This window comes from Verrucomicrobiia bacterium (assembly GCA_036405135.1).
Taxonomy (GTDB): domain Bacteria; phylum Verrucomicrobiota; class Verrucomicrobiia; order Limisphaerales; family JAEYXS01; genus JAEYXS01.
In genome coordinates this window covers 22348-35797 of record DASWYF010000049.1, presented here as the reverse complement: position 1 = coordinate 35797, position 13450 = coordinate 22348, and the positions used below count along the sequence as shown (strand labels likewise).

The following is a 13450-nucleotide window of genomic DNA, read 5'->3' as shown; positions in this document are numbered from 1 at the left end:
CGCGCCAATTTCTTTGGCGCGGCTTTTTATTTACTCATGGCGCAAGGCATCAATCGGATCCAAATTCGCCGCGCTGCTCGCCGGATAGATCCCGAACACCACGCCGATCAATCCGGAGATGCTGAACGCCAGCACCACCGACCACCACGTGATGATGGCTTTCATGTCCGTGAAATGAGACACCAGCAACGGAATGATCACACCTGCCATCACACCGATTAAACCACCACCGAACGAAAGCACCACCGTTTCCACGAGGAACTGCGTGATGATGTCCTTCTTCTTCGCACCCAACGCACGGCGCACGCCAATCTCGCGCGTGCGCTCCGTCACCGTCGCGAGCATGATGTTCATGATGCCGATGCCACCGACCAATAGCGAGATGGCCGCGATGGAACCGAGCACGATGTTGAAGATGCGCTTGGTCTGCTCCGCCTGACGCAGCAATTGCAACGGCACGATGAACTCGAAATCCTTGCGCTTGTGGAAGCGGCCGAAGAGCGCCTCAATCTGCGGCACTGCCGCCTCCACCGCTTTCGGATCGTGAAACTGCACCGTCAATTGATGCAACTCCACCTTCTCGGCACTGAAGCTGCCCGCTGAACGGTTCACCACCACATCGCCGAAACGGCTGCGCGCCGTGGCCAGCGGAATGTAAACATTGCTGTCCAGCGCCTGCCCTTCCACATTGCCCGATTGCGCCCGTTGTTTGTCCGTGCCCTGCTCCTGCAAAAGACCGACCACTTGGTAGTAATCCGCACCGATGCGCACTTCTTCGTCCAACGGGTTCTGATAAGGGAACAGATGTTGTGCGAGGCTCAGCGTGATCACACACACATTCGCCTGACGGCTCTCGTCCGTGCTGCTGAGGAAACGTCCCCGGATCATTTTCGCTCCCGTCATCTCTGGATAATTCGGATGAGTACCGATCACCTGCACCTGGATGTTATTCTGGTCGAAGATGACGTTGTCACGGATGATTCGCATTGGCAAAACGCTCGCGACACCCGGGATTGTCCCCTGGATACGGCCGGCATCTTTGTAGGTGATGCCATGCTCGCTCACGAAACTGCGGCGCCCACTGCCACCACCGCTGGATGACGTTTCCTCAGGCGGCTTCACACTGCGGATGATGACGTTATTACTGCCCAGCTTCTTGATGGTTTCCTGCGCCTCATAGGAAGCACCTTCACCGATCGCGAGCATCGCGATCACCGAGCACACACCGAATATGATGCCCAGCATCGTCAGTGCCGAGCGCATCTTGTGAAGCAAGAGGCTCTTGATGCCCAACTGGACGATTCGCAATACGCGGTAGGCGATCATGGTGCAGAGTTGATACCGAGAGATTTTTCGATGGCCGTCAGCCAGTCGCTGTTCGCCTGTTTGCGCGGAGTGAACTTGCGATTGATCACCTCACGGTCGATCACCCCGTCCTTCATGTGCAACACGCGATGCGCCCGCTCCGCCACCTCAGGACCGTGGGTGACGAGCACGATGGTCTTACCCGCATCGTTCAGCTTGTCCATCAGATCCAACACTTCCTTGCCCGTCTTGGAATCCAAGTTACCCGTGGGCTCGTCCGCGAGGATCATCAATGGATCATTCACCAATGAACGCGCGATGGCTACACGCTGCTGCTGACCGCCGGAAAGCTGCTTGGGCCGATGGTCTAATCGTTTGTCCAAGCCCACCAATCCCGCCAGCCGCTCACAATGCCGCTGATAGTCCTTCAGGTCTTTGCCCTGGTAGAACAACGGCACATAGATATTCTCAACCACCGTCAATTGGTGAACGAGATTGTAAGACTGAAAGATGAAACCAAGCCGACGTCCCCGGATGTCCGAAAGCTGATCGTCATCCATCGTGGCAACGTTCTCATCTCCCAAATAATACTCGCCCGCTGTAGGACGATCCAGGCAACCCAGCACATTGAGCATGGTGGATTTGCCGGAACCAGAAGGCCCCATGATGGCCACATAGCTGCCCTCCTCGATGTCAACGCTCACGCCCCGCAGGGCGCGTACTTCCACCTCACCGAGAATGTATAACTTCTCCAGCCCCTTGATGCTGATGATCGGCTTCCCTGTCATATGCGCCTGCTGCCGCTCAAGTTCCGCCGTTGGACTTGGAGGATGATTTGGACGGCCGTTCCCCGCCGCTTCCCTCGGAGGAACGTTCACCACCGCTGCCAGACTTGCGCTCACCCGAACCTGACTTGCGTTCGCCGGATGATTTGCGCTCACCATTCTGGGACTTGCGCTCCCCACCGGCATCGAGCGAGGACTTGCCGCTGCCTCCATCGTTGAAAGTGCCCTCCCGGATCTGCTTGGCCACCGAAGTCTCATTTGTATCCACTTCATCAGCCTGCACGATGGATCCGCCCAGATCGATCTCGGTGTTCGCCAGCGCGGCGAGCAACACGGTATCACCATCTTTCAAACCCTTTTTGATCTCGATGAACTTGTCATTATACATGCCCACTTCCACCGGGATGCGGTCCGTGGACTTGCCGTTTTGCACATAGCACACCTGCTGTCCGCGCGAAGTCGTCACCGCCTGGATCGGCACTGTCAGCACGGAAGGCAGATTCGTCACCACGATCTCGGCACGACCGGAAACACCCGGTTTCAAGTCCGGCAACTGTTCCTCTACAACGATCTCGGTTGGATAGACCTTCAAGTTCGGGTTGTAATAGCGGCTGTTGGAATCCGGCAAAATGGCCACCTTGCGGATGGAGGCTTTGAAACGGCGATCCGGCAGCGAATCGATCGTCACATAAGCGCGCTGGCCGGGTTTGATCTGCGCGACATGCGATTCATGCACACGCACTTCCAGCATCATCTGAGAAACATCCGGCAGCACGATGATGTCCTGCTTCTGGCGAATGGTGGCTCCTTCCTCGATGAGATAGTTGCCACGGTTACCGCCCGTGCTGGAGGCATAAATGACCATGCCGTCCTGCGGAGCGCTGATCCGCGTGAACTCCAACTGCTGCTTGAGGTGCTGCAATTTTTTTTCATTGAAGTCCAGCGTGCGCTGCTTCGCTTCCAGTTCCACTTCCGCCTGCGCTTCTTGCGAACGCGTACGTTGTTTGATGCGCATCAGTTCCACCTCCGCCCGATCCACGTTGGATTGCAACAGGCGCAACTGCTTCGGGAAGTCATATTTCTTCATCAGTTGAAGCGCCGTCTCCGCCGTTGCCAGAGTGATCTCAATGCGCTTCTTCGCTAGATTATCTGCCTGAACCTCCGATTGACTGGCAAAATCCTTGGCCGCTAGCCTCTCCGTCCACACGAGTTTCTCTGCCGCACGGGAGAGATCTTCCTTGGCCAGGGTGATGGTGTTCTCGGCGTTGCGCTCCAATTGCAGCATGTCGCCTTCCTTATATTTTTCGAGCGTATCTTTGGCCAGTTCCAGCGCCAGCTCAGCATCCTTGACCGCACTGTCGCCCAGGCTTTTTTGGATCGTCAGCGCTTCCTTGGATTGCACGTAGGCAAATTGGGCACTCTCGGTGGTGATCTCCTGCTGGGTGAGGCGGTCTTTTAGATCTGCCGAATCCAGCTCCACCAGCAGGTCGCCTTTCTTCACGTAGGTGCCTTCCTTCACGATGGAGAGGATCGGCGCATTGCCTTCCAATTCTGAACGCACCACCACCTCGTTCACCGCCTTGATGCTGCCGCCTTCCACCACCGAGATCAGAAAATCACCTCGCTTCACCGTATGATACAGGGTCGCGGTCGTTTCTTCCTTGCTGCCTGAACGCACGATCATGAACAGCAACACCATTACGGTCGCCGTGACGATACCAGCAGTCTTCGGTTTTTGCCGGGCTTTGGTCCAAACAAATCCAAAAATGGAACGTAAACTTCTCATCAGTTTCCAAAAAGTTGGTCAGGGGTGATCATCGATTCAGGCGCCGCCAAAACCGCCGGGCTCAACGGCGCAGTGGCTATATGTCCGGGCAACTGCTGGTCAGCCACCCAGAAACGGTCGATATCCGTCTTCATCAGGCCAATCCGCAACAACAAGTTCATGCGGGCGATATGGTAGTCCACCAGTGTTTGCGTGACGCCGTTCTGCGAACGGATGCGGGCGTCTTGCGACTCGATCAAGTCGCGGATTTGGGAACGCCCCGCTTCCAGAAGCATCTCTTCACGCTCGACACGCCGGTCGGCCAGCTGCAACTCCATCTTCTGGATCTCGTAACTGCGCGCGAGCTGGTCCAGATTCCGCAATCCCTCGCTGATGTCCCGGCGAAGATCGTCCAGTTCAAGGGATAGCGTGCGGATACGGGCTTCGAAATTCACCAGCGCAGTACGATACACATTGCGCTCCAGCAAACGGTCGATGGGAAGGTCCAGATTCAAACCCGTGGACACCCGCACCTTGTCGATGTCGAACTTCGAGTAATCGATATTGCCCTCGGAATCCAGATCTGCCCGGGCAAAGAAATTCAATCCTGGCTTCAAACCGCTCGCCGCCACCCGGATCTTGCGTTGCGTATCCTCGAACTGATCGATCGAGTTCAGCATTTCCAGCTGATTCGTCACCGCGAACTGATAACCGGCCACCTGGTCAAAATTCAATGGCGTCAACCCGATTGCGCGGATGTCATCCAGCGCCTTGTCATCAAACTTCAGCTCCAGTCCAACAGGCAATCCGAGTGTGATCTTGAAATCGTTCACCACGTCCTGATAACGCTTCACCGCCGAGATGTAATTGCGCCGCGCCTGCAATTCACTCTGACGCGCCAGGTCCGCCTGCGTCGGAGTGGGCGTCAAACGGCCTGGAGCCGCCGCCAGCGCAACCGTTCGCTCCATGGAAACTTTCAACCGCAAGTAGTTGCTGTATTGGTTACGCACCGTGTCCTTTTCCCGCAGGATGCGGTAGTAGCTGGATACGATATTGACCGCGAAACTCTTCTGGAACTGGTTATAGGTCCGCAGCTCATACACCACGTTGCGCTCAGCCTGCGTCAGGTTTTCCGCCGCCACCTTGGCCCACGCACCACGCAGCAAAGGCTGCACGAACTCCAAGGACACCACTGTCACCGCTTCTTTCTGCGGAGCACCTGTGAAGTATTTGAAGAGGCCGTTCGCCAGAGTCGCCGTCAAACGTCCGCCCGTACGCAGGAGTTGAGTGCCCTCCGCTGTGCTGGCCACCCGGCCACTCGTATCTGCGGCACTGTCCCGACCCAAGGTGCCGGTGGATTGGGCCAAAAACTGCGGCCCAAAATTGTAACGGTTCCCAGTCAACGTCAGTGAGGTGAGATACAGCCGCTCTTTCTGCAACTGATAATCCCGGCTGTTCTGCGCGGCTATCTCCAAAGCATCTGGTAAGGTCAGCAACTTATCCCCCGCCTCCAATCTCTCAGAAATGATCTGCTGGGCCTTGAGTTCGTAAGGATCGATGCCACTATACTTGGTATCTATGGTGAATTCATTGGTGCGTCCGAATATTGCCGCCTCTTTTTTCGCGATGATTCGGTACGTCTCATCATCGGCCCGCTTGGCATAGTGCTTCGAAGTGCAACCCGCCACCAATCCCACTGCCGCCAGACAAACGCCTGCCGTTAGCCATGGACGGTTTCGCGTCCGGCTTTGCGTTTGTGACCGCTTGCCGCTCAACAAGTTGCTCAACATCATGACTTCGCCAAAATGGCAGGTTTCTGTCTGTCAGCGTCTTACGTAGACGAATCCACCCACCGCTCTATTCACCGATTTGGAATAGCGCTCATCTCATCGGGTGCCGGTTGCCCTGTCAAGGATAGGACCAATAACACCACCCAATTCAGTAAGTTTTGTTAGAATTTGACCTCACCCCAAACCGTCGGTAAGTATCACTTATCTGTATGAATTCCCACTCCATGAGCCGCCGCCATTTTATCCAGACCACTACCGCTCTCATTGCCGCCGGTCCTGCTCTTTTGACCGCTGCCGAAGCGACCAAGTGGGAGATCGGCTGTTTCAACCGCCCTTGGGGCGCTTGGAGTTACGATGTGGCTTTGGACGGCCTGAAAGCGGGCGGGTTCAAGTCCACCGGCCTCGTCGGCGATCATAAGGGCGATCTCGGCCTCTCGGCCACCGCCACCCCGGAATACATCGCGGAACTTAAGAAACGCATCAACGATCGCGGCCTCACGCCGAACATCGCCTGGCTTAAATCCCAGCATAACCTGCCCGTGGACCAGTCCATCGCCGGTTGCCGAAAGCTCATCGACTACGCCGCGCAACTCGGTCTGAAATATCTCCTCTCCGGCGGTGTGAGTGCTGCCTCTCAATACGATAACTACTACGCCACCATGGCCGACGCCGCCAAATACGCCGACGATAAAGGCGTGAACATGGTCCTCAAACCCCACGGTGGCAGCAGCGGCGCTTCCGATGAAGTGCTGAAGTGCTTAGAAAAAGTGAACCACCCGAACTTCAAGGTCTGGTTCGATGCCGGGAACATCATCTATTACACCGGTAAAGACCCCGTTTCAGAACTGAAGCCTATCGCCAAATACGTCACCGGCTTCTGCGCCAAAGATTGCGCCACCCAAAAAACCGACGTCATGATCCAGTTCGGCGCGGGCAAGGTAGATTTCAAAGCCGTCTTCAAAGTTCTCAAAGAAGCCGGGTTCAACGGCCCCGTCATGATCGAATGCGCCGCCCCCGCGAAAACGCCGGAAGAAGTCACCGCCAACGCAGTGGCAAACCGAAAGTTCCTAGAAAAAGTCTTCGCGGAAATCTGATTTCATAGTCCCGCATGCGGGATCAGGAGGCGGCCCCCTTTAAAAGTAACAGTCCCGAGCCTGCAGGATGAGGAGGCTCTAGCTCGTGGAGCGCCGATTTCCCAATCGGCGATTAAGGTTTCTGTTTTCCGCTCAATCGGACTAGAGCAGTTCCAGCAAACATCAGGGCCACGCATATAGTGACACTCGGCAGAAAAAAATCCGTGGCCAAAGAATGAACAGATGCCCGCGCCATTTCATACGCTTGCGGATGACTCTGAGCCAACGGTCTCACATAGGTGAAGCGCATGATATAGCAAGCTGTGATCCACAGCCCACAAACAAAACCAAGGCAGATAGCTGCAATACCTCCGATCTTCATGACATTGACATGCTAGTTTATCACGACACCACGCCGTGATAACAAACTCTCAGACATCCAAAAACGAAACCCGCCTTTCCAAATCAGTCACCAGTAACGTATCATCCTCGGCCAGGCGTTGAATCAATGCAGCCGCATCCAGTTGTTTGTTCTTGATCGCATTGATCTCCGCATCAGTCACTCCCACCATTTGCAGAAACTTCACCTCTCCGTGTGGCGTAGCAATGACACCCAGCACCGGGTCGGTGACAAAGATCAACCCTGTGATCTCTGTTTCCGATTCAGCCCGGATGGGACCATTGGCGGGTATCCAATGGAAATCATCAAAGCACTTCCCCGTCTTGAACACATAGCGCGCGATGTTCTGTATTAGATTCACCACCCAGACCGGCGGCACATCTCCTTCATCAGCTTCCGGCTTCAAACGAAACGTCAGTTCAAAACCGTATTTACTGAAGTCACCACCCACCGCTTCCTCATCATAATAAAGCGATGAAAAACCATATGTGACATAGTGGTGATGTTTCCCAGATACTTGAGCGCAAGGATACACACTGACACCGTCAATGGGATCGGGGCCACCCAACATGTGTTTGATGACCGTCCCCCAATGTTGCGGTTCGATGCCGGGATAAATCGGTCGTAACCGGGCATCAATCGCATCCCAGCCCGGTGCCGCATCATCCGCAGTATACGTACGACGATATTCCTCCAGTGTCATACATGCTTCCCCGTAAATCGCCCGCCGGTGCAACCGGCCTACACCGTCAACTTCGCCAATTCCCCCGTGCTATCCCCGAACCGTTCCGCCTGCACACCCATACGACGGATCATGCTCAGGTAGAGATTGCACAACTGTGTATCCTTCGCATACGTCAGATGCCGCCCCGTGCTAAGCGTGCCACCAGCTTTGCCCGCCAGCACCAGCGGCAGGTTGTGCGGATTATGCGCGTTACCGTCACGGAAACCAGAACCGAACAGCACCATCGAGTTATCCAGCAGATTGCCGTTCCCTTCCTTGATGTTCTTCATCTTGGAAAGCATGTAGGCGTATTGCGTGCTGAACCACGTCGTGATGATCCGGTATTGCTCCAGCTTGTCCGCGTGATTCTCGTGATGCGATGTCTCGTGATGACTCTGTTTGACGCCCGGCAAGAACGAGAAATTACGTCCGCTCACCGAGTTACCGAACATGAACGTGCTCACGCGCGTGGAATCAGACCAGAACGCCAACACCATCAGGTCCAGCATCAAGCGCACCTTCTCCGTGTGATCCACCCCGAACTGGTTCGGGTCTTTCTGGAACTTCGCGATCCGCTGATCCAAGGCATCCACCTCACTCTTGATGATGCCCAAGTCTGCGTAATGTTGCGCCTGCCGCTTCGCATCGAACTCGATGCGCCGCTCGATGGCGCGGACGGATTCAAAATACTCGTCCAGCTTGCGCTGATCCGCATGGCTCACCTTGCCGCGAAGCTGCTTCGCATCATCCATCACCAAGTCCAGCACACTGCGATCCCGCTGCGGATTCGTGCTGCCACCGGCCTTGGAGCGGAACAGACGGTCAAACGCCAGCCGCGGATTGATCTCCTTCGCCACGGGCGTCACCGGACTGCTCCAGGAGATGTGCGCACCGTAAAGCTGTGTGTAACCCACGTTCGTATCCACGCTCGTGTTCGGCGGATCCATGCCCAACTCCAAGGAAGGCAACGGCGTCAGATTACCGATCTTCTGCGCGATCAATTGATCCACAGAGATACCATTGCTGCGCACATCCGCACCCGTCGTCTTTGTGATTGTCGTGCCCGTGAGGAACGCCGCGTCCTTCACATAATGCCCGTCACCCGTATTCGTCGCCTGATTCCAGAGATTCGTGAAGACCAGCAAATCCTTCTTATGCTCGGCGAGCGGCTCAAGGATCGGCGAAAGTTTGAAATCTGCGCCCTCACCCTCTGGCGTCCACTTATGCTCATGCGTGCCATTGGGGAAGAAGAGCACCGCCAGACGCTTCGGCATTTCGCTATTGGCAATGGGAGCACCAGCCCCGAAGGAAGCGAGCGGCTTCATCGCCTCCAGCAACGGAAGCGCCATGGACACACCCATGCCTTTCAGCATGGTACGACGTGAGATTTGCCACTTATTGCTCATTTGCTTGCGACTTTTTCCTGCCAATCACGACTCCGGCGGTGCTGGAAAGGATAACTCTTAACGATCTCCATGACCAGTGCTTCCGCCTTGAAATCTTGCTTCGCCACTTCGGCCTTTATCTTTTTGACGCTCGGCACGTCATAAAATTCCAATCCGCGCCCCAGCGCATACGCCAGCATCTTCTCCGTCAGGTTGTGGATGAACTGGTCCCGCTGCAGCAGCAAGACTTTCTTCAACTCCGCCGGCCCCGTGAACTTCACGCCGGAAGAGAACTCGCCCGTGGCATCCACTTTTTCCTTGCCGATCTCGACGCGCCACCGCCCGATCGCATCAAAGTTCTCCAGACCAAACCCGATCGGGTCCATCTTGTTATGGCACGAAGCGCATTCCGCCTTGGAACGATGCTTCTCCAAGCGTTGACGGAAAGTCAGCCCCTCACGCGGTGCTTCATCCGCTGGCAACCCACCCGCATTCGGCGGTGGCGGCGGCGCAGGAGTACCAAGTATCTCTTCCAACACCCACTTACCGCGTAACACCGGACTCGTCCGCTGCGGATAAGACGTCAGCGTGAGAATACCGCCCATGCCGAACAACCCGCCGCGATTCTTATCCTTAAGCGAAATCTGGCGCAGCTCCGTCCCCGCCACCGGCGGCAATCCGTAATGCTTCGCCAGTTCCTCATTCACAAACGTGTAATCCGCATCCAGCAGATTCACCAGACTCACATTGCGCTTCACCAAGTCTTGGAAGAACACGATCGGCTCTTCATACATCGCATCGCGCAACCCCTTCGTATACATCGGATACTTGCGCCGATCCGGCTCCACCGTCGTCTTGAGCCGGTTCACGCCCAGCCACTGACCCGCGAAATTCTCTGCGAATGAACGTGCCTTCTTGTCCGCCAGCATCCGCTTCACCTGCGCCTCCAGCGTTGCCGGTTCATGCAACTTGTTCTGCCGCGCCAGATCCGTCAGCTCCTGATCCGGCATCGTGGACCACAGGAAATAACTCAAGCGCGTGGCCAGCTCATAATCCGTGATGCTATGCGCCTCATTACCTGGCTTCTCGTCTTCAATGCGGAAGATGAAATGCGGCGAGACCAGCATGGCCTTCAGCGCCAGCTTCAACCCATCCTCATACGTGCCGCCCTCCTTCACCGTCTTCTCATACAGCAGGAAATACTTCGCGAATTCTTCCTGCTCCACGGGACGTCGGAAAGCGCGCGGCAGATGATACTCCAGATTCTTGATCGCCGTCGTGCGTTCAGAGATACGGCTCAACTTCGGCACCACAAAGACATATTCCGGCCTCGCCGCCTTCAGCACCGCATCTGCCGCTTCCAGATACTTCTCCATCAGGATGGGCGGCGTGAACAGCGTATCCGCGTTGTTATCGAACCCACCACCACCACCACCATCCGCCGGGAAACTGTCCGCGGGCTTGATACCCACATTGAAAAGATCCCGCACAGTATTGTTATACTCCGAGCGGTTCAACCGATGCGCCACCTTACGGCCCGGATCCTTCACCGTATTGAAATCAATGCTCGAAAGCGCATCCCGCCCCCAACCGATCATCGCCTCGCGCTCCGCCTGAGTAGGTTGCTTCTTATCCTCCGGCGGCATCTCACGATCCCTCACCAGCCGCACGATCGTCTCCCAACCGCGCGCATCATGGATCACGCTGTTCAAATCATTGAACTTCGTGAGATCCACGCCACCCTTGGCCCGTTCCGCCTTATGACAGTTGAAGCAATATTTCTCGAACAGCGGCCTGATTTCCTTTGTGTATTTCTGGTTCAGATCCGCCGCCCCCGCCGAAGCCACCACGCAAAACCCCACCAAAGCACCCATTAAAGTGCTTAACTTCATTACTTTGTGCTTCGACAACGACATGGCTTATTTCGGACTCAACTTAACCGACAACCATTCAAAGAAAAACAGGTAAATGCGGCCTCCTTCACCTTTTTCCAACGTAGCGCAGGCCTCTGGCCTGCCGTCCGGGCAGTCCGTCCCGGCTGCCCTCCCCTTTGCCTTCTAACCTTGCTTCCGCCTTCCCATACTTTTCATCTGCCTCCCGTTCTACCACACCCCCTGTGACATCTATAGGCACAGGGGTAAACTATTTTTAGAAATTTCAGCCCTCCCCGCTCGCGTCAGCGAGCCCAAGATTCCTAGCGGCGGCTTTTAAGCCGCCGTTGATTCCACAAAAACCACCGTCGCATAGCGACGGAAGAACCCTCCAACCAACTTACATTATACAAAGAAACAAAAAGCACCGTAATGTTTCACCATTCAAAGAAAGCAATTCATGCTACACAGCTCCATGGCATGGCACATACAGGCCCTAGCTTCAGTAATACTCACCCAAGCGATCCATAGTGGATACGCTTTTCACTTCCCCAGTAAAACCATTCACTTGCACACCGAATTTTGAAATTCTTCCCTGCTTGTCTGGACTATGAAAGTGATACCAATCCCCCACGATGACCCTGTGATCGCTGGCACCAAGCATCACTTTCCGGTCGTCTCTTTGCACCTTTTGAGCATCATCATCCTTGGGAAATTGGGCCATTAGCTCAGCCATCCTAGATGAAGGAGAAGCAGGAAGCGAATTGGTCTGCTGCGTATAAAAATCAACCATCTTTTTACGTGCGGTTGTAAAATCCACCGTAAATCCGCTTACACGCTTCTCATAACTCTTGGTGCCCAAATAGACCACCTCCCGCCTCGAAGAAGCGCAACCAGAAAACAAAACCACAAAACAAAAGATAAGCGTCAGTGATTTCATATTGTTACAGGGACAGTCCAACCGCTGCACTTCTCCTTCGGTTTCCGACTCACTCAATTATTCACATCATGCGCTCTATTTGGCCTTAGCGAGCCAAAGATCCCTAGCAGCGACTTTCAATAGACCGCCGCCTGTCACTTCCCCTTGATCGGGTAGCCCTGCCATAACCACTCCAACGCGTGAGGCGTGATCTGTGCCCGCGCCTTGCCGAGACTGTGTCCGGCATCGAGGCAGAAGATGTATTGGTAGTGATACCCCTTGGCCTTCAGGACATCCGCCATACGATGATTGGCCTCCACCCAGTCATGCATGCCGTCGCGCATCACATTGGGGTTGTAGTTATCACGATCACCCACCGCCATGAAGATACGGAGGGGCTTGCGTGCACTCTCCGGGATAAGCTTGTTGTGGAAGCCCCAAGCCCCGTCAGGCATCGCAGGATCGAAAGGCCATTGCTGGTTCACAAAAGTTCCCGAGGTGGTCAACACACGATGATACCACTCCGGATGAAACCAAGCCATGATAAGCGCCGCCGAACCACCGGAACTGTTGCCCATCGTCGCCCTGCCTTCCGGGTCCTTGGTCAGCTTGACGCTGCAATTTTTCTCCACCAACGGCAAGACCTCGTGCTCGATGAATTCTGCGAACAGGCCGGACATCGTGTCATACTCGCGACCCCGTTCATGCCCCTGCGCATCGCCGCCACCGTTCTGGATCAGAATGCCGATCTGGACGGGCACCCGCTTCTGGGCGATGAGGTTGTCGAGCGTATACGCAAAAGTCATGTCTGGCTTGCCCATCCCGGGACCATCGTGCTTCACGATGAAGGGCGCTTCCGTGCCCGGCACATACTGCGCCGGGATGTAAACCGTGATGGTGCGCGTGTAATCGATCGGATGCGTTTCCACGATCAAAGTCTTGGGATTCTTCGGATCCACCGTGCCGAAGACCTCTCGGGCAATTCCTGGGTTGAACCGCTGGCAGTCCTTCGAGTTCATGGTGAACTGCTGCACCTTCCCCTGCGGCACACCCGGCACGAGTTTTTCTTCTGGCGCGGGCACGTATTCGGGACCGATCACGAAATTTCCATCCGCAGTAGCTGGCGGATTCACTCCCGGCTTGCCATCCAGCCGGGTGAACTTCGGTGCCCCCGGCGCATCGAAGGCACGGGTCGGAGGTGTGGGCCGGATGTCCTTCTTTTGCTCCTTCGCCTCCGCCGCACCTGCCGACCAGGTGGCGAAGACCAAAAGAAACGCGGACAAGCTGAGAACAGCGGTGGAACGGGCACAAATGATGGCGGACATAAGGGTGGACCAAACCTAGAATTCACCTTGGAAAAAGGCAAGGACTGCCCGCAAGCAGAACCATGAAAAAAGCGTTGAATCATAACACGATTCAACGCCTTCCCGTTT

At 55.5% G+C, this 13450-nt stretch carries 10 protein-coding genes; 1 reads left to right on the top strand and 9 read right to left on the bottom strand.

Annotation, left to right across the window (positions count from 1 at the left end; genetic code table 11):
* Positions 1–30: 30 nt before the first annotated feature.
* From VGH19_23230 to VGH19_23215, 4 genes are read right to left on the bottom strand one after another with little or no spacing between them, the layout of a single operon-like run.
* A complete protein-coding gene (locus VGH19_23230) occupies positions 31–1326 on the bottom strand; it encodes an ABC transporter permease (GenBank protein HEY1174299.1) in 1296 nt (431 codons plus the stop codon).
* Positions 1323–2093 (bottom strand): ABC transporter ATP-binding protein, encoded by a 771-nt coding sequence (locus tag VGH19_23225; GenBank protein HEY1174298.1) that lies wholly within the window; start codon positions 2091–2093, stop codon positions 1323–1325. Before VGH19_23225 ends, VGH19_23230 begins: the two co-directional genes overlap by 4 nt.
* Before the next feature lie 16 nt (positions 2094–2109).
* Entirely contained in the window at positions 2110–3876 is a 1767-nt protein-coding gene (locus VGH19_23220; GenBank protein HEY1174297.1) for an efflux RND transporter periplasmic adaptor subunit, read from the bottom strand.
* Positions 3876–5648 carry a TolC family protein gene (locus tag VGH19_23215; protein ID HEY1174296.1) on the bottom strand — a complete coding sequence of 591 codons (1773 nt, stop codon included), beginning with the start codon at positions 5646–5648 and terminating at the stop codon, positions 3876–3878. Before VGH19_23215 ends, VGH19_23220 begins: the two co-directional genes overlap by 1 nt.
* A 206-nt stretch (positions 5649–5854) precedes the next feature.
* Here VGH19_23215 and VGH19_23210 point away from each other — a divergent pair, with 206 nt between their 5' ends.
* The gene (locus VGH19_23210; protein ID HEY1174295.1) at positions 5855–6739 is read left to right on the top strand and encodes a sugar phosphate isomerase/epimerase family protein; all 885 of its coding nucleotides are present in this window, start codon (positions 5855–5857) and stop codon (positions 6737–6739) included.
* Positions 6740–7149: 410 nt separating this feature from the next.
* On the opposite strand, the gene VGH19_23205 is transcribed toward VGH19_23210, so the two are convergent.
* The 5 genes from VGH19_23205 to VGH19_23185 form a co-directional block, all read right to left on the bottom strand.
* Positions 7150–7821, bottom strand: a complete 672-nt coding sequence (locus tag VGH19_23205) for a suppressor of fused domain protein (protein ID HEY1174294.1) — start codon at positions 7819–7821, stop codon at positions 7150–7152.
* Between the two features lie 38 nt (positions 7822–7859).
* Positions 7860–9248, bottom strand: a complete 1389-nt coding sequence (locus VGH19_23200) for a DUF1552 domain-containing protein (protein HEY1174293.1) — start codon at positions 9246–9248, stop codon at positions 7860–7862.
* Positions 9245–11143, bottom strand: a complete 1899-nt coding sequence (locus tag VGH19_23195; GenBank protein HEY1174292.1) for a DUF1592 domain-containing protein — start codon at positions 11141–11143, stop codon at positions 9245–9247. Before VGH19_23195 ends, VGH19_23200 begins: the two co-directional genes overlap by 4 nt.
* Positions 11144–11600: 457 nt before the next feature.
* Positions 11601–12038, bottom strand: a complete 438-nt coding sequence (locus VGH19_23190) for a hypothetical protein (GenBank protein ID HEY1174291.1) — start codon at positions 12036–12038, stop codon at positions 11601–11603.
* Positions 12039–12172: 134 nt separating this feature from the next.
* Positions 12173–13342, bottom strand: a complete 1170-nt coding sequence (locus VGH19_23185; GenBank protein HEY1174290.1) for an alpha/beta hydrolase-fold protein — start codon at positions 13340–13342, stop codon at positions 12173–12175.
* Between the last annotated feature and the right edge of the window lie 108 nt (positions 13343–13450).

Bases quoted from the DNA above. Each gene is read 5' to 3' on its own strand.
- VGH19_23225 (HEY1174298.1), bottom strand. From the start codon at position 2,093: ATGACAGGGAAGCCGATCATCAGCATCAAGGGGCTGGAGAAGTTATAC.
- VGH19_23195 (HEY1174292.1), bottom strand. From the start codon at position 11,143: ATGTCGTTGTCGAAGCACAAAGTAATGAAGTTAAGCACTTTAATGGGT.
- VGH19_23200 (HEY1174293.1), bottom strand. From the start codon at position 9,248: ATGAGCAATAAGTGGCAAATCTCACGTCGTACCATGCTGAAAGGCATG.
- VGH19_23205 (HEY1174294.1), bottom strand. From the start codon at position 7,821: ATGACACTGGAGGAATATCGTCGTACGTATACTGCGGATGATGCGGCA.
- VGH19_23220 (HEY1174297.1), bottom strand. From the start codon at position 3,876: ATGAGAAGTTTACGTTCCATTTTTGGATTTGTTTGGACCAAAGCCCGG.
- VGH19_23190 (HEY1174291.1), bottom strand. From the start codon at position 12,038: ATGAAATCACTGACGCTTATCTTTTGTTTTGTGGTTTTGTTTTCTGGT.
- VGH19_23210 (HEY1174295.1), top strand. From the start codon at position 5,855: ATGAATTCCCACTCCATGAGCCGCCGCCATTTTATCCAGACCACTACC.
- VGH19_23215 (HEY1174296.1), bottom strand. From the start codon at position 5,648: ATGATGTTGAGCAACTTGTTGAGCGGCAAGCGGTCACAAACGCAAAGC.
- VGH19_23230 (HEY1174299.1), bottom strand. From the start codon at position 1,326: ATGATCGCCTACCGCGTATTGCGAATCGTCCAGTTGGGCATCAAGAGC.
- VGH19_23185 (HEY1174290.1), bottom strand. From the start codon at position 13,342: ATGTCCGCCATCATTTGTGCCCGTTCCACCGCTGTTCTCAGCTTGTCC.